General features: G+C 37.9%; 13 protein-coding genes. 5 read left to right on the top strand and 8 right to left on the bottom strand.

What is annotated here, in order from left to right; all coding sequences use genetic code 11:
- Positions 1-628: 628 nt before the first annotated feature.
- The 3 genes from BI291_RS05955 to BI291_RS05945 all read right to left on the bottom strand — a co-directional run bounded on the left by BI291_RS05955 (position 629) and on the right by BI291_RS05945 (position 3,746).
- Positions 629-1,354 (bottom strand): PEP-CTERM sorting domain-containing protein, encoded by a 726-nt coding sequence (locus BI291_RS05955; RefSeq protein WP_074497068.1) that lies wholly within the window; start codon positions 1,352-1,354, stop codon positions 629-631.
- 182 nt (positions 1,355-1,536) lie between these two features.
- Positions 1,537-2,502: an FHA domain-containing protein gene (locus BI291_RS05950; protein ID WP_074497065.1), complete on the bottom strand. Its 966-nt coding sequence runs from the start codon at positions 2,500-2,502 to the stop codon at positions 1,537-1,539.
- Positions 2,493-3,746, bottom strand: coding sequence for a serine protease (locus tag BI291_RS05945; protein ID WP_074497063.1), 1,254 nt, complete (start codon positions 3,744-3,746; stop codon positions 2,493-2,495). Before BI291_RS05945 ends, BI291_RS05950 begins: the two co-directional genes overlap by 10 nt.
- Before the next feature lie 266 nt (positions 3,747-4,012).
- Here BI291_RS05945 and BI291_RS05940 point away from each other — a divergent pair, with 266 nt between their 5' ends.
- Positions 4,013-4,414: an MmcQ/YjbR family DNA-binding protein gene (locus tag BI291_RS05940; protein ID WP_074497060.1), complete on the top strand. Its 402-nt coding sequence runs from the start codon at positions 4,013-4,015 to the stop codon at positions 4,412-4,414.
- Between the two features lie 11 nt (positions 4,415-4,425).
- Here the strand turns inward: BI291_RS05940 and BI291_RS05935 are convergent, their stop codons facing one another.
- Positions 4,426-5,184, bottom strand: a complete 759-nt coding sequence (locus BI291_RS05935; protein ID WP_074497057.1) for a sterol desaturase family protein — start codon at positions 5,182-5,184, stop codon at positions 4,426-4,428.
- 159 nt (positions 5,185-5,343) lie between these two features.
- Here BI291_RS05935 and BI291_RS05930 point away from each other — a divergent pair, with 159 nt between their 5' ends.
- Complete coding sequence (locus tag BI291_RS05930) at positions 5,344-7,236, top strand: winged helix-turn-helix domain-containing protein (RefSeq protein WP_254849533.1); 1,893 nt, start codon at positions 5,344-5,346, stop codon at positions 7,234-7,236.
- A gap of 69 nt (positions 7,237-7,305) precedes the next feature.
- On the opposite strand, the gene BI291_RS05925 is transcribed toward BI291_RS05930, so the two are convergent.
- The 4 genes from BI291_RS05925 to BI291_RS05910 form a co-directional block, all read right to left on the bottom strand.
- Complete coding sequence (locus tag BI291_RS05925; protein ID WP_074497052.1) at positions 7,306-7,947, bottom strand: hypothetical protein; 642 nt, start codon at positions 7,945-7,947, stop codon at positions 7,306-7,308.
- Positions 7,940-8,440 (bottom strand): RNA polymerase sigma factor, encoded by a 501-nt coding sequence (locus BI291_RS05920; RefSeq protein ID WP_074497049.1) that lies wholly within the window; start codon positions 8,438-8,440, stop codon positions 7,940-7,942. The genes BI291_RS05925 and BI291_RS05920 overlap by 8 nt, the downstream gene beginning before the upstream one ends.
- Before the next feature lie 182 nt (positions 8,441-8,622).
- Positions 8,623-10,329: a pseudouridine synthase gene (locus BI291_RS05915; RefSeq protein ID WP_083601920.1), complete on the bottom strand. Its 1,707-nt coding sequence runs from the start codon at positions 10,327-10,329 to the stop codon at positions 8,623-8,625.
- Positions 10,330-10,488: 159 nt separating this feature from the next.
- A complete protein-coding gene (locus tag BI291_RS05910) occupies positions 10,489-12,681 on the bottom strand; it encodes a TonB-dependent hemoglobin/transferrin/lactoferrin family receptor (RefSeq protein WP_074497046.1) in 2,193 nt (730 codons plus the stop codon).
- Between the two features lie 274 nt (positions 12,682-12,955).
- Between BI291_RS05910 and BI291_RS05905 the strand changes: the two genes are divergently transcribed.
- The 3 genes from BI291_RS05905 to cobN are packed head-to-tail and all read left to right on the top strand — an operon-like array spanning position 12,956 to position 17,813.
- Complete coding sequence (locus tag BI291_RS05905) at positions 12,956-13,483, top strand: MotA/TolQ/ExbB proton channel family protein (RefSeq protein ID WP_175573081.1); 528 nt, start codon at positions 12,956-12,958, stop codon at positions 13,481-13,483.
- A gap of 5 nt (positions 13,484-13,488) precedes the next feature.
- Positions 13,489-13,833, top strand: a complete 345-nt coding sequence (locus BI291_RS05900; protein ID WP_074497044.1) for a DUF2149 domain-containing protein — start codon at positions 13,489-13,491, stop codon at positions 13,831-13,833.
- Positions 13,830-17,813: a cobaltochelatase subunit CobN gene (gene cobN, locus BI291_RS05895; protein WP_074497041.1), complete on the top strand. Its 3,984-nt coding sequence runs from the start codon at positions 13,830-13,832 to the stop codon at positions 17,811-17,813. The genes BI291_RS05900 and cobN overlap by 4 nt, the downstream gene beginning before the upstream one ends.
- The last annotated feature ends 62 nt before the right edge of the window (positions 17,814-17,875 follow it).

The raw sequence follows: 17,875 nt of genomic DNA, 5'->3' as shown, positions 1-17,875 counted from the left end.
CATAAATCATAGCCAGTTTAACAACTGGCTGATATGCTATTTACGACAAAGTCGCTCGGTAATTAGACCGACACAATCCCTTGGTAATCACACTACTACAAACACCGCAGAGTTCTATCGTTTCTTACATTTGCGAAGCAAGTAATTCGGCATAGACTCCACAAAATTAAAAATCACTATCTACAGAAAAGTCGAGAAAACTTTTTAGCTTATTATCAAATATGTTCAGTTATATAAAAGTGGGGATCCGTCAGCCCTTTGGGAGCGTGTTAGGGCCGCGATAATTGCGCAAAACGTGTTTGATTTAGAACACAACTATACCTGCACACGTTTCGCTTATTCTCCCACCTCTGACATCGCTCTGAACTGACTTAATCTTTATGCGAATTGGTATAAGTACGAAAGTGCAGGCGTATAGTTTGTTTTTAAAGTTTCACTACAGATTTTTTCTTTACACTGCATAATTCTTCATTATTCGTGCAGTAACGACTATTATTGCTGTGCGCCGATGATAGGCTGTATTGAGTGAGTATCGTGTGGAGTGATTAAGAAGAGTGTTGTCAAAGTTAAGGCATTAAAAAAGCCACTCAATGAGTGGCTTTTAAATTTCTTATTTAGTATTAAGTAATTATGCTTTGCGCTTGCGTGAAGCAGCGAAACCTAACATACCTAAACCTAATAAAGCGATTGAAGCTGGTTCTGGAATTGAGTTACCAGTTAATTCGAAACCACCTTTAAGAAGACCGTTAGGGCCACCAGGTTGGAATGAAGAAGAAAGTACCATGTCAGTACCGTTCAATTCACCGTTAGTATCGAAGTTACCTGCAGCTAAACCACCCGTTACGTTTAATAATGCTGAACCAGTACCTGTATCACTACCAGTACCTAAGTCAGTACCTAAACCTGTTAAGTTGCCGTCTGCTACTAAAGATAACCATAAGTTACCTTCAGAAGAAGATGCTGATGTAGCAGCATAGTTAGGGTTGTGGTCAACAAAAATGTTGATAGCTAAATCTTTAAATTCAAATGAACTAACATTGCCAGAAATTGGTGTGAACGCTACTAACTCCATAGAGAAAGTAAAGGTTAATTCACAACCTGGGCAGAATGAAGCTGCATTGTTAACGTCGCTGTTCATTTGGTCAAAAATACCAAAACCGTTGACCATATCGCCTGGTTGAAAAGCTACGTTTTCAAATAGGTTACCGCTGCTGAAAAAGTCTTCTGCAGCTGGGAAAGCATTCACTGAATCTGGATCCCAAACTACACCACCAACGTTGATATCTGAAGCTTGTGCTGAAAGTGATAAACCTAAAGCTGCTAAGCCAATTGCTAGTCCTTTTTTGATGTTCATAGTGTATCTCCTGTTATAAATCTTAAATTTTGTAATCATTGATTTGACTGAACAGTATAATGCCAATCTTGTGCCAACTTGAATTAATATTTTTAACTTGTTGTATTTTATCGTTTAATTTTATTTTTACATATGGAGGAGCTTGATGAAAAATAACGATTGTAAAAATTCTCGACACTTTTTTACGAGTCTTTCTTCTTGGCTTTTTTATCTACTTTTTTAAATAACTCGTTAGAGTTAGTAATAAACTGGTCTACATTGCTGCTGTTGGTAAATAAGAAACTTGGGGTCAGTAGTGTTGAATTGAATTCTGGCTTAATACTAAAGTCAGGCTTTTTACTCACTTGTATTAAAAAGCTGCCCCCCACTAAGAGAATTGTTAAGCCACTGGCAATTGCCATGCGGCGTTTATTACTGACATGAAAACCAACATAGATATTCAACCAAAATAAACAAAAAGCGATTGCTATAGGTGTAAAAGAAGCTAACAGCACTAAAAACGAACCACTAGCCGTATTAAAATTAATAAATGTTTCTAGGAAGTCTGTGACCCAAGAGATATTATAAAAAACAAAACAAATACCAAGCTGGGTCCAAATGCGAGTATCATGTTTGGTTAACAATGACACGATAGCAACACCAATAGGCCAAACAGCAAACATTAATGTTAAGCCGGCAGCAGATACTAACAGCTGAGTGAATTTTACTTCTGTCGGGTTATTAAGGAAAAATAACCAGCCGGTTATTAAGGCAAAAACAACTATGTTGGTGATTAATATCGCGGGAGATTTGGTTAGGTTAATTAAATTTTCAAAAGGGCTAAGGGTGATGCTTTCTTCTACCGGATGAAAAGGAAACAAGATACGAATTTGGCTTTTTCCTACACGAATAATATCGCCTGAATGAACAATGTGGCCGTCGGCCGTTTTTTTACCTTCACCAAGAAAACTACCATTAATGCTGTCTAGATCTTGTATCCGCCAATGTTCACCATCAAAAGAAATCGTTATGTGTTCGGCGCAAACGTGAGGATCAGATAGCATTACATCGTTATGATAACCTCGGCCAATGTCGACTTTGTTCTGGCCGAACTTCTGTCGGCTTATCACTTTATGTCCTCGGCTGATTTCTTCAATAATTATTTCCATGTTACCGACTCCATAAACTGCTTAGTAAATCCTTGGGCGCTTGATTGAGAAACACCCGCCAACGTAAAGTGGCTAATAAGGGCTTGCTGATGATGGTCGACAGAAATCGCGAGGTAAAGTACATCATATAAGTTGGTAAACTTTTTATAGGCGCGAGTACAGAAAATGGCCTTGTTATTGATTTGTTGGTTAGTTGGCATCACGATATCGTGCTGACATTCAAATTCTGTAATATCTTCTTTACCTGCTTTGTTTCCTGGCATCACACGAGCTATTTGACGTTGAAAGAGTTGATAAAACTTTATATCACTTAGTTTTCTAGCGTGTAGATAGCGAAATTCCATTTCGACTGAGCCAGTATAAAAATTATTCGCAATAAATACGTTCTCTTCTAATGAACAATTGGCCACCGCCATTGACATTAGTGCATCCTTTTTGTCAGCGTTAGATTCGCCCCAGCAACGAATAAAAGGTACGTCAATGGTGGGTACAAGCCCTTCACCAAGGTTTTTTAATTGCCAAGGGCTGTTTAATAACGTGGTAATTAACTGTTCTTGATAGTTATTAAGCTGTTCTTGCATTTGTTGTGCAATTGCATCAGGAGCCTGTTGATTATGCTTATCAAGTAATATTTGTAGTTTGTCATGTGGTACTAAAAAGCCAATTTGATTGCCAGATGTGGCGACATTTATTCCTACAACTTTCGTTGCTTTATTGACCACAGGACCACCGCTCATGCCAGAGTTAACCGAGCCAGTAAAATGAATACGATCACTAAAAGATTCTTTCTTTAAGCCGTTATATGTGCCCGGCACTACTATCATGCCAAGATCATGCGGGTTTCCTAAAGAAAAAATTTCTTCACCTTTCTTTGGAGGCGCATCAGAAATATCGAAAAAAGCCATTGGTTGTTCAACGTCACGTTTTACAATAGCAAGGTCGTTTATTACATCAATATTCTGTAACGTTAACTCGGCTCTATTTCCTTTATTATCTAGATATTCAATCCGATATTTTTTAGGGTGACGAGCATAACTTGAAATTACATGGTAGTTGGTGGCAATTAAACCATCAGCACTAATTTGGAACCCTGAGCCAATGGAAGATTTTTCACCGCTAGCTTTGTCAATAATCCTAATTTGATATAAAGAGGGGGCGAGTTGTTTAAAAATGGCTTCGGCTTGCTCAGTGGCGCATACAAAACTACTAAGGCCAACAAGTAGTATGCTTAACAAAGCTTTCATTCAAAATCCTATGGTGAATGCTCAAAAATAGTTCATTCATTGTATTGTGCCACCATGAATTCATTTGTCATCAATTATCCTCGCAATATTTTCTGAGAAGTTTAACTAGGTGTAACAGAAAGTACGCGCTCTGAATCATACGTTCATACTGGTAGTGTCATATTGTTAATAGCTAGTGTTGCTTTTTTAGAATGTACAAATGTTGCTATAGGCTTAATGTTGCTTTTTAATATGATGTGAGAAATTAGCAAATCAGTGAAATTTATATGGACAGTAAAATAGTTGAACAATACTTATTGAGTAAACCACACGTATCCATAGGTTATCCCTTCGGTGCTGATGTAAAAGTATTCAAAGTGAAAAACAAAATGTTTGCGCTTTTATCGTTAGGCACTGGAAATGAAAAAGATACTCACGGAAAAATGAAAGGGCATTATTGTGTTAATTTAAAATGTGATCCTGAAGAGGCGATAATGTTACGGGATATATTTCCTAGTGTGATCCCTGGCTACCATATGCATAAAGCTCAATGGAACACCGTTATTTTAGATGGATCAGTTCCTGAAGGTGAAATTGAGCGCATGATCGATAATTCGTTTAATTTGGTGGTGAGTAAAATGACCAAGAAAGATCAAGCATCTATCTTGGTACATGTAGAATCACGTTAGAAAGTGCTGTTTCATCTATTGGTAACTTTGCTAATATCTTTAAACAGCAACGCGTCTTTGACTCTGCTTGAGCAACCGTTGTAAAACCCTATTTCGGGTGAAAATTCTTTCGGGTTGTTAAACGTTCCGAATAAAATATCAAAAATAGGCAAGTCTGAATAATTGTATCTATGAATACCTTTTTGATGATGAACGGAATGACTCTCCGGTCTTTGAATTATATAGCCAAGCCATTGTGGCGTTTTAATGTTTGTGTGTTGGAAGATCGCTAAAAACATAGTGATGTATAAAAACCATGAAATTGCTTGAGGCGATAAACCAACAAAAATACTTAACGTTAAACTCCCAATAAATGTAAAGCCAATCATATCTAACGGGCTAAAATAAAAGGCGCCAAATGTATCTAAACGTTCCGCACTATGATGCATTTGATGGAATGTTCTCCATAACCAATTATTACTATGCATTGCTCTATGCCAAAGATAAATCATCAATTCAAATACTAAAAGGGCCATTAAGGTACTAATATACGGATTAAGCTCTTGAAGATTCATCAGTTGATATGGCAACAAATACTTATCCCAAATTAAAGGTAAATAGGTTGATAAATAAAAATAAATGATAAAAACAAACATGGTTTTTGGGATCCAGCCTTTTACTTTTTTTTGTGGTTGCCCTGGGTGTATTGTTTCGACAACAATCAATGTTGCGTAAATTGAGAGTAACATAAGAGAAAGCGGGTCAATGAGTATCTCTATAGGCGTAGGCATAATATATTTCCTTTTTGATTAAGCTGGCGTTTATTATTGACAACCAAGAAAATAAAACATGATGGTTAGCTAACGATTAGGTAATCAAAAGGTAATATTTCTCCAATACAAACCCAAAAGCATCAACCAAGCAACGGAGAGCAAATAGTGATTTATCGGGTGAACAATATCGACGTTGATGTCGTACAATTTGAAATACGTTGTGATGATTGTTCGGTGAAAATTGAACCGAAAGTATTCGACTTAATTGTGTATTTAATTGAGCATCGGCAAAGGTTAGTCACAAGAGAGGAGCTTTTCCAAAAGGTCTGGCATGGCAGAGAGGTTTCTGACACCACGTTAAGTAACCACATAAAATCTGCAAGAAAAGTGCTGGGAGATAATGGAAATTTACAACAAATTATTAAAACCGTTCGCTCAAGAGGTTACCAGTTTATTGCTGACGTTGAGGAGCGTGCTAACACTGAGTCTCAAATCACTAACAATGTGTTAACTCATGAATCGTCAATAGACGTGAGTGATATTACTAGCGTGAATTACGCACACAAACTTCCCTTAAGTTTGAGCAAGTTAATACTATTATTGACTGCGATTATCAGTGCTCTTTGGTTTTATAATACAACAAAAACACCTAAGGAATTACCACCTTATTTACTCGTTGTACCATTTTCTGTGTCGAGTTTACATGATGCGAATTTAGCACCATTTGCGGATCAAATCACCAGAGAGCTTATTCAAGGGTTAAGAAAAGTATCGGGTATTAAAATAGTTCCACCCCCTTCATCATTTATTTTTAAAAACAATAAAGTACGTTCACATATTAAAGAAAAACTACCTGCGGTAAATTATGTGCTAGATGGTGTGGTAAGTGAAGGTAGCAATGGCAATATCCGTGTTACCGTTGAATTAGAGAATCTACAAAATGATCAATTATTATGGGATGGAGATTTTGATATTCAAATACACAGTCCTAATCGTTTTAATTTCCAAAGTGAAATAGCTTCATCAGTATCAGAGTCACTTAAAGTAATAATACTTGAGGAAGAAAAACAAGTACTTAGAGAAATACCTACCACTAATGTTCAAGCCTATGATTTATATGTGCAAGGACAGCATCAACTTTCGTTAATGACACATGATTCTGTTTTATCTTCAATCGCGTTTTTTTCTCAAGCTATTGCCAACGATGCTAATTTTGAAGCGGCTTATATCGCCAAAGCAAATGCGTATCGGATATTAATGGTATTATACGAACAACCGAAAAAAGTATTACCTAAAGTGATTTCATCTGCCATTGATGTCTTAGAGATCAACCCTGAGTCGGCGAAAATCATGTCATTACTTGGCGTTGCTTATGTACATACTTGGCAGTGGGAAGATGCATGGAAAATGTTAACTAAAGCGCATAGGAAGGATCCGAATCTGGCGCTCACAGAGCTAGGCTTTGCACTATATTACGCAGCGATAGGCGACGCGAAACAGGTTAAACAAGCGTTACTTCGCGCGGAGAATTTAGACCCTCTGAACTTAGAAATTGCTGATTGGGGGTTATGGGCATTGTTGATGGTTAATGAAGTGGATGCGGCTATAGTATGGGGAAAAGATAAAGTAAAACTGCATAATACGTTACCCTACCCGATCTTAAACTTGTCTGTTGCAGAATATGTAAAAGGTAACCATGACAGAAGTATTCAATTGGCTGAACAAGGAGTGAAATTAAGTCAACGAGGTGTATTTCCATTGATTATTCTAGCGCAATCATATGCAGCAGCAGGAAATCGTTCAAAGGCCTTAGCGTTAATAAATGAAGCAGAGCAAAGTCAACAATATATGTGCCCTTATGAAACCGCAGTGGTATATGTTTTATTAGGTGATGCCAATAACGCTTTTCCTCTGTTTGACAAAGCAATTAATTATCAATCTAATTGCCTTATATTTACCCGTAATGATCCTAGACTAGTTCCACTTAAGAACGATGCGAGGTATTCCGCACTCTTGAAAACATTGGCGCTTGATGATAAATCGATAAAGCGATTAAAAACACAAAGATAGTGAGTTGATTTGAACAATAGTGAAATCGTAGAAGGCAGATCAATAATCTACCTTCTGGTGACAACAAAATTAGCTTTTCAGTGTTTTCATATCAGCAATCAATTCGTCTAATTTCTTGAATTGACGTCCGTAAACGATATTGAGATCTAAACGGTACAATGCATCAGAGTACTTTATAACCAATAGCAATAGCATTGTTATTATGATGATTAAATAATATGGAATGCCTAACAGGACTATATCTGTTGGAAACTTTTGCATGATTAAACTGATAATTTTCCCACCCGCTTTGCTAACGAGCGCTTGAGTCACCATGCCAATAAAAAATAAAGGGTAAAACAAGCGGTAATACTTGGCATAGGTGTTAATCGAGCTTTTTAGCCAGTGATCAAAATTGAGTAAATAATCATAACTCGATTGGCCTTTCGATAAGGATGTGCTTTTGGCTAACTCTTTTTTGGCAATGATCACCAGCGGTATGAGTAAACAGCAAATATATAAACCTAAAAACGGCGCGCCTATAAGTGACATCATAATCATCATGATGATACTACCTATGATTAGCGCTTTAATATTGAGTGCGAACATGCTTTGTAATTTATCTACAATATTTTGAGACTTTAGGTTATATAAGGCATTAATTTTCGGTGCGGCAAGATTAGGCTCATTGATAAAACCTTCTTTCCACATGGCTTCAATGGATCTATTCATTTGTTACTCCTTGTTGATTCAAGTGTCTGTGCAATCTTTCTTTTACTCGGTTGATTCTGACGCCAATATTATTCGTATTTGTACCGGTAATTTCGGCAATCTCCGCATAGGTTTTTTCTTCCAAATAAAGCAAAATCAACGCTCGGTCTATTTCTGACAAGTGCTTTATTGCATTGTAAAGTTGGTTTATATCGTCATTGATAAAGGCTTTACTGTCGTCAATCACTTCTTCGGGTAACGCATCGGACGATATATCCGTTATACCTGACTTACTCTTTTTCAAATGCGTTAGACAAACATTCAAAGAAATGCGGTATATCCACGTTGACCACTTTGATTGCTGATTAAAATTATCTTTACTACGCCAAATTTGCAGGCATACTTCTTGATAATAATCTTCAAAGTCTTCTTGGCTATTGGTATACGCCCGACAAATTTTGATTATGATCCCTGAATATGGAAGTATCGATAATTGATAAAAATCACTGCCCATTGAAAAATAAGTTCCTATACATGCTTTGCCTTGTTAGTGGTTTTACCTTGAAGTTTATTACACTCAAAATACATTTTTTTAAAAATATCACTATTCACTGGATGAACGGGCGATCGAGAGCAGCTAATCAATAGTCTTAACTAAATGATGGTTTTTAAAAGCGAATTGGTATTAGTAGAAAATCAAAAATTTACCTGTATGTGGAATGATAATGGCTCTTTCGTGATAGGGTGGTTGAAACTAAGCGTCTCGGCATGTAAATGGAGCCTGTCAGCGAGTGTGCCGTAAAGACCATCGCCGGTAATCGGCGTATTTAATCCGTCGGGGTGCGCACAATGTACACGTAATTGATGTGTACGGCCGGTTATCGGGTATAGCTGAAGAAGGGTTTTATCATTCAAGCGTTCAATGACGTGCCATGTAGTTTTCGCGAACTTTCCATGTTCAACACATACTTTTTGACGAGGACGATCATTAATATCAAGTATTAGTGGTAAATTTATATTGCCCGACTCTTCTGCAATAACACCATCAACTAAGGCGATGTAACGCTTCTCTACTTTTTTTTCAATAAACTGCTGTTGTATTGATTTATGTGCTCGTTCACTTAAAGCGAGCACTAACAAACCAGATGTCGCCATATCTAACCGATGAACTATTAATTTTCCTTGTGCATGCGGAAATTTTGTTTTAATTCTCGTTTCAACTGAATCTTCAATATTCTTGCCGGGCACCGACAATAACCCCGCAGGCTTGTTTACTACAACAAGATGTTGATCGTGATATACAATCTCTAATGATAATTGTTCGGCAGGGTTGGTTAACAATGGGTTAATATCTACCGCCAAACCTTGAAGCATATGGGGTAATATCGGCCCGCACTTTCCTTGGCATGCAGGGTAATAATAACCATGTTTACGAATTTCTGAGGGATGAGATTTTCCCCACCAAAATTCGGTAAAACAAATCGGTATTAATTGCTGGCTAAAGGCATATTGCAATAGCTTTGGCGCTGCGCAATCACCCGTTCCTGCCGGTGGTTTTCCTTGATTATTTTCGGCAAATAATTCAAGAACCCCTTTAACCTCACCGTTGATATTACGTAACTGGTACTGTTGAAATAATTGTTTTTGCAATTTATTCGATAGTTTTTTTCTACGCTTTTTTAATACTGAGATCACGTCTAGTTTCTCAGTGACTTGTTCACTGAGAGCGGCTATTTTTTGTTGCCAGTATGTCTTTAGTGCTTGTAGCGCTTTTTTGTGTGTCACGCTTTCTCGTGATAGCGATATACTTAACGCTTTCGCATGAGCAAAGGTGTCAGGGTCATGCGTCTCTGTCCAAGTGGAAAGCTGCTCTGAAATGGCATGTCGGGTTATTTTTCGTTGTTTTTTTTGTTCAACCATTGCTTGCTGTTTTAAGCTAATCGCTTTTTCAGCTTGGCGTTTCAATGTTGCAACTTCTTCTTGCAAGTCGACAAGTGTTTGACAGCTACTTAAGGCCTCTATTTCAGCGTTAATCTGATTAATAATAGCTTGATGCGTTGAAAAATCACTGTCTTGTGAAAACCCTTCAAAAATATTAGGTACGAAGTGTTTGTTAAATGTTTCTTTTAAATCAGATAACGCGATAGTCGCACCTGAATAAGCGCATAAATAACCAAGTTCACCGCGTTGGCTTTTTACAACAAGTACGCCATACATTTTTCCTTCATGTTGTTGTGCATCGGGTGTATGCAAGCTTAGCCATTGTTGTAACTCAATTGCAGCTTGTTTTGCCCAAGGATCAGGCTGATAACAGAAAGGGTAAGTAAATGTCTCTGGTAACAAAGCTAATTGGGGCTCGTTTGAAAATGGAATGACTAACCCCGGTGGGTGCTTGGAGATCATAACCTTTGCGACTGCTGCTTAATAAATTGAATGGAAACAAAGAGAATTTTACGGAAAAAGTCGGTTAAACGCTATGATATATTTAGATGAAGATTACCTCGTAAAACAAAAAGCTCCTATGAAAGGAGCTTTTATGTCGCGTAATTAATCGTTACATTACTAAAACTGGTAATGAATCGCGGCTGAAACACTTCTACCTGGTTCAGTAACATTGTTTAAGGTATTACCGCTTGCGTGTCCTGCACCATTTAAATAACGTACGTATTCTTTATCGAATAGGTTCGAAATTGCCACGTTAACACGTAAATCATCTGTAATTGCGTAATGCCCTAGCATATCGATAGTCACGTGACCGGCAATTTCAGCATTACCACTGTTAACTTTTGTCATACGCTTCGCCCAATTAACAATAATGTCGGAAGAAAAGTCACCATACTGCATATTAAACCCTGCACTTCCTGATAGCGGGCTGATGCTCGTTAGGTAGTCACCTGTTTCGTCGTCTTTACCATCTTGATAGGCGGCATTTGCGAACATGGATAAATGGTGATTGATATCATAGTGTATCGACGCTTCAATACCTTTGATGGTGACCGCATCTATGTTTTGATATTGATACACTAATACGGATGATTCTTGGCCTGTATATGGATTTATAACACTTTCGATATCAATTAACTCAGTGGCTAAAAAGTCGTCATATTTACTGTGAAAAATCGCACCGCTAAAGGTTAAATCGTTAACTGTGCCACGTAAACCAAGTTCATAGGTATCACTTTTTTCGGGGGATAAATCATTACTGGGTACCACTTTATAGCCATAAATAGAATTATCATGGTTAATATAAGCAAGATCATAAGCAGGTACTTTAAAGCCCTGACCATATTGGGCAAATACCGCAATATCATCACTAAACTTATATAATGCACCAAGGTTTAATGAAACATGATCTTCATCATAGGATTTATAATCAACGCCATCGTCATTTTTCGCGTTATTTGCTTCCATCTTATAGGTATCAAATCGCACTCCAGGTGTGATTGTTAAGCGATTATTTAATAACGTTATTTCATCGTTGATAAATAATCCGGTTCGTTTTACTTCCGTCGTTGGGAATTTTTCATTCTCTTGTGGATAACCTGGTTTGGCTACGCCTTCTACTTCGTAAAGTTTTACCTCTGTACGCAATGACTCTGAATGCTCTATATCAAGACCATAACCAATCGTATGAGTATCATTCAGCGTTAAGCTTGCGTTAGACAATAACCCTTTGGTTTTTTGTTTATACAGTGAAGTGTTCCACATATCGCGAATTTCAACGACCGGGAAACCAAAATTGGCGTTGATATCTAATTGACCGTATTCAATATCTTCTTGCTCTGAATTGTTGGTATAGATAGCGATATTAAGTAAATCATAAAGTGCGGTAGGGGTTTCACTATAATAACGAAGTTTGTATGCTTGGGTATCTTGCTTGCTAGTATTTTTTTCGGCAACGACATTGTAGCCATCAAGAGTACGAAAGTATTCAAGAAGCCCGAGAGCGTGATTGCCAATAACGTCTTGTTGCCATATGTCTGCAGAGAATGACAGAAAGTCAGTTTTATTTAAATTTAGTTTTGCTTTGTATAGGTAACTCGTTGATTCAATATCAAGATCAGGTTTAGTACCGTCGAAGTTTTGTACTTCTTGTCCATCACGAGCACTGGCATTTAATAAGTGTTCTACTTCGCCGGTTTTAAAGGCTAAGGTGCCGCCGAGGTTGGTTTGTTTGCCAAGTTCATTGTAACCAAGCTTTACTTTACCTGCGATTGCTTCACCTTTTTCTAAATAATCAGAAGCATCTTTGGTGGTAAAAACAACAATACCGCCTAACGCATCTGAGCCATAGAGTGAAGAAGCTGCACCTTTAGCAACCTCTACTTGTTTTAATGTGTCTGTATCAATAAAACCACGACCTACAATATCATTTAACCCATTTGCGCCGTACCCTTCGTTCATACGCATGCCATCTTTAATCATCAGAACACGGTCACCACCCATGCCTCGAACAATAACATTCTGAGCACTACCTGCTGAGCCGCTTACTTGTACACTAGGGTCATATTGGAATAACTGACTAAAGTCAGTCACGACTTGTTTCTCAATATCTTCTGAAGTAACAACCGAAATACTCCCAGCAACGTCTTTAAGCGCTTTTTCAGTTTTGGAACCACTGATCACGATAACTTCTAAGTCATTGGCTAAATCTGAATCAGGCGTTTCATAGGCAAAGGCAGGCGTTGAAGAAACTGCCAATAATAAAGCAGTTGATAATAATGTTCGTTTATACGGTTGTTGATGCAAATACATTGCAATGAATCCTATTACTTAAAAATATGTGTTCAATGATGTAAATACCGCACCCGCATACTTGTTTTAGGTTGGCGAGAACGGGGGGATGTTCTGTGCAAGTCAAAACAAGTAACCACTACGGGCCGGTATTTTCTTGGGCTTTCTAATCAATCGTTTTTTACTCTATAGGATCAAAACGCTAAAGTAAACACAAATGAGAATAATTATTATTTGATTGTGGTTTTGGGGTTATGTACAATGTTTTCATTAAATCCTAGGGGGATAAAATTTAGTGAACATCCAATTATTAGAAATCACCATGGCGCAAGTTTCAGAGTTACTGATGACGCCAGTTATTATTGTTATTTGCTTGTTAGTGGTATATGCCATTTATGCATTAGGGAAATTTGCTTCTCAGTGGTTACAACGCCGACAACATAAACTGAATTATGTAAAACAGATACACAATAACGATGGTTCAATGACAACCCTTCCAGGTTTCCCTGTTCATAATTATTTTATTAGAAATCCGTTTGCCAGTGATGATGAGTTAGAAGTCGTTGCGTTAAAGCAACTGGAAACCTTACGTATTGTTACCAGAATAGCACCAATGCTAGGGCTTATCGCGACAATGATCCCAATGGGGCCTGCATTACAAGCATTAGCCGATGGCAATATTCAAGGCATTAGTGAAAATCTAATTATCGCTTTCGCAGCAGTTATTTGGGGTTTAGTTATTTCTACGTTAACCTTTTGGCCTGCTTCTGTGAAAAAACGTTGGTGTGCTGATGAGCTTATCAATGTTCGTAAACTGAGGTAAGTATCATGCGCTTTTTAGATGACGATGAAGAATTAAACCCAATTGTTAGTGCGGTAAATCTCGTTGATGTATTTTTAGTGATTATTGCTGCGTTATTAATTGCATTAGCGCAAAACCCATTAAGTGTCTTTTCTGCTGATGATGTAACGGTGATTAAAAATGCTGGGAAACCAAACATGGAAATGATCGTGAAAAAAGGCAAAGAAATTAAACAATATAAATCTACTGGTGATATTGGCTCAGGTGAAGGTATGCGAGCTGGTGTTGCTTATAAAATGGCAGATGGCAGCTTCGTGTATGTGCCAGAAGGCGACGAAAAAAATAATAAGACAAAGAGTGATCAAGAATGAAAAAAATAATCTTAGTCGTGTTGCTCACTTTATTTATTGTCACGCCGTTATATGCAAATGATAAACCTAAAGTGTTGTTGATGATGTCTTCACATGCATCAAAACCAAAAGGTGATTTATTGCAGTCACTAGCAAAAGATCAACCTTTTGAATTGGTCAATTACTCAACGAAAGGTAAATCAGAACAAGAAATTAAAGCAGATTGGCAAAAGGCAGCGTTAATTATGCTAGACGGTATCAATCCCGCATTATCAAAATTTATGTTTGCTAAATATCATGCTTATCTTGTGGAGTTTCCAAACGTTCCGGTTATTTCATTAGGGGATTTAACTAATTCGAAAACCAATCAGGGACTTACTGAAAAACAGCAGCAAAGCATTGGTAGTTATTACAATAATGCAGGTCGAGATAATTATCGAAATTTGATGTTGTATTTGTCTGGTTCATTGTTAGCGTTATCATCTGTTGAGGCAGAAGCACCACAGCGTGTACCTAATGTTGGTTTATACCATTATGCCCTAACGCCGCAAGTTACCAATGATGAAACGGCATTTTATCAATTCTTAGCACCAACGGATCATCAACCGGTTATTGCCATTGGTATGCATAGAAGTGTTGTTGATTATGAACAGCAACAAATCGTAGATGCTCTAATTAAAGGACTAGAAGCTAAAGGCGCAAAAGCATTTGGTTACTTTTTTGAAGGAAATGATGAGGCATTAAACTACACGGACTTGCTGCTTAACGATAACGGTGAGCAGCGTGTTAACTTACTGATCAATTACCGGTCATTACATTATGTTGAAAAGCGCCGAGCAGAGTTTGAAAAAGTAGGCGTACCGGTATTGCATGCACTAAATTATACGGAAGGTGATGAGAGCGCATTTTCTGAAGATCATGCTGGTATTTCTCCTTCATTAACACCTTTCTTTTTGGTGATGCCAGAAGATACTGGTAGTACAGATCCAACTATTATCGCGGCAAACGAAAAAGGTGCAAAGGTCGTCATAGACTATCAATTAAATGCGTTGGTTGAGCGAGCTTATAATCATGCAAATCTAGCAATTACTAACAATAACGAGAAAAAGGTCGCTACCTTTATTTGGAATTACCCTCCCGGTGAGAAAAACATTGGCGCAGCCTTTTTAGATGTTCCATCGTCGATCGCCAATATAGCCAAAGCGATGAAGAAAAATGGCTATCAAGTAACACCTAAAGACAGTGATTATCTAATTGAATCTGCGGGAAAACTGTTACGCCCGTATTATCGTGGGGAAGATGCAGAAGCACTTGTTGCACAAAATTTAGCCGAATATATGCCATTATCAACGTATTTATCGTGGTTTAATAATCTGCCTGAAAAAGTTACTGCTCCGATTGTTGAACGGTGGGGGAAACCTGAAGATAGCGGAATGTTACGCAATACCACGATCAATGGCGAACAATCAAAAGCGTTTGTTATTCCCAGAATGAATTTAGGCAATATGATTGTGTTGCCGCAAGGTGTTAGAGGTGAAAATGCTCAAGAACATGCATCTTTATATCACAGTACAAAAACACCGATTAATCATAGTTATCTAGCTATATACCTATTCGCACGTAAAACCTTTGGTGCCGATGCATTTATTCATTTAGGTACGCATGGCTCACAAGAATGGTTAACAGGTAAAGAGCGTGGCCTTTCAGTCTATGATGCGCCAAACCTTGCCATTGGAAATTTACCGGTTTTTTATCCTTATATTATCGACAATGTTGGTGAAGCGATGCAAGCAAAACGACGTGGTCGTGCCACCATGATCAGTCATTTAACGCCTGGGTTTGCAAAAGCAGGATTATATGCAGAAGTGGCGGAACTTAATGAAAAAATCGCTAATTTTATGATGCTCGAAGAAGGGCAGACAAAAGCGAATACACAAACTGAAATTATTACCGCAGCTGAAAAATTAAATATGTTAAAAGACTTGTCGATTGAACAAACTGAGTTTGAACTAAATTTTTCAAAGCTGTTGCCGAAGGTACAAGATCATTTAACGACATTAGCGCAAATGAGCCAACCTTTAGGTATTCACATTTTTGGTGAATTACCGAAAGAAGCGCATCTATATACCACGATATTACAGATGTTAGGTGATGACTTTACTCAACGTGCCGGCGTGTATGAAGCGGATAATAACCTAACCATTGCTGAACAGTTTGATCATCGAAAAGTGAGGAACTTAGCTGCACTAGAAGGTTATCAGTTGCTTAATACTTATTTGAAAACGCCAAATAAACTGGCGAACCTTGATACGCAGTTATCAGAAGACTTAACAATCGCACAACAATATTGGAACAACTTTCAAGGTATTGCTGAAACGGAAAACTTACTGTTAGCGCTTGAAGGCAATTATATTCCAGTCACTTATGGTAATGATCCTATTCGTAACCCTGACGCGGCACCTACTGGGCGAAATATTATTGGCTTTAATCCTGCGAAAGTGCCTTCGAAAGAAGCGTATGATGCTGGTGTAACCCTCATGAATCAAACGATTGATGCCTACGTAGAAAAGCATGGGCGTTTTCCTGAAAAATTGGCTTTTTCATTATGGTCATTAGAAACAATGCGCCATCAAGGCGCACTTGAAGCGCAAGTGCTACATGCACTTGGCATTAAACCTAAGTGGAATCGCCAAGGTAATGTTGTTGGTACTGAAGTTATTCCGATGAGTGAATTAAAGCGCCCACGAATTGATGTCGTTATTTCAGCGACGGGGTTATATCGAGATGCGTTCCCTAACGTTATGCTTTGGTTGGCGAAAGCGATTGATAAAATTGCAACAATGAAAGAAGAAAACAACTTTGTTTATCGCCACGCAAATGCGTTAAAAACTGAATTGTTAGCACAAGGCAAATCGGAAGCAGATGCTGATTATTTGTCATCAATACGTATCTTTTCAAATGAAACAGGCAACTATGGTACTGGCTTAGCTGGCAGTGCATTAGCTTCTGATACTTGGGAAACTGATGATAAGCTGGCTGGTTTGTATTTAGACCGTATGGGTTATGCTTTTGGTAAAGATGAAAAACGTTGGTCAGAAAATGTCGGGGACGTCTTCGGTGATGGTGAAGGTTTATATAACAAGGTGCTTTCAGGTACCGATGGGGTGATTTTCTCACGTTCAACTAATTTATACGCTTTGATGACAAATGATGATCCGTTCCAATATTTTGGTGGTATCGGGTTAGCGGTACGGCATCTTGATGGTGAAACACCGGAAATGTTTGTTTCAAATTTACGTAAAAAAGATCAATTGAAAAGCCAAACCCTTGATGAATTTGTTAACCAAGAAATGCGTAGTAGATATTTTCATCCTCGTTGGATAAAAGCCATGCAAGATTCAGGTTATGCTGGCGCTACGGCGATTCTTGATCGCATGAATAATATGTGGGGTTGGGAAGTAATGACGCCAGAAGCGATTAGAGATGATCAATGGCAGGAATTTTTTGACGTCTATGTTGAAGATAAATATCAAATGGACATGCGTGAATTCTTTGAACAAGCCAACCCGGAAAGTTTGGCACAAATGATAGAGCGTATGCTTGAAGCAGTACGAAAAGGGTATTGGCAGGCCGACCAAGCAACGATTAAGAAAATGGTGGAAACCTATACTGAAATTGCGAGTGAATTTGATGTTGCAACAAACAATGACAAATTCAACGAATATATGGATTCAACAGCTGCTGGTTTTGGCTTAACACCACTATCGCAAGCATTGGCAGAAGCCTTAGCTAAACCGGATGTAGCAGCCGCTTCACAAGCGCAACAAGTCAGTGGTCAAAAGTTAGAAGAGCAGGTGAAAACAGAACAAATAGAAGACGATTACACGGCACTTTATATTCTATTGTTGATCTTCTTAGCAGGTTTTTCTCATAATTATATTTGGTCAGCTAAAAAAATAACGATTGAAATAGCAAATAAATCGCTTGCTAAAGCTGCTTAATGTTATCAATTAACACGATGGAGGGAGCATGAATTGCTCCCTTTTTTACTTTCGTTAATGGA

This window comes from Thalassotalea sp. PP2-459 (assembly GCF_001913705.1).
Classification (GTDB): Bacteria; Pseudomonadota; Gammaproteobacteria; order Enterobacterales; family Alteromonadaceae; genus Thalassotalea_C; species Thalassotalea_C hakodatensis.
The sequence above is the reverse complement of the archived record's forward strand: the minus strand, read 5'-3'. Positions and strand labels throughout refer to the sequence as shown.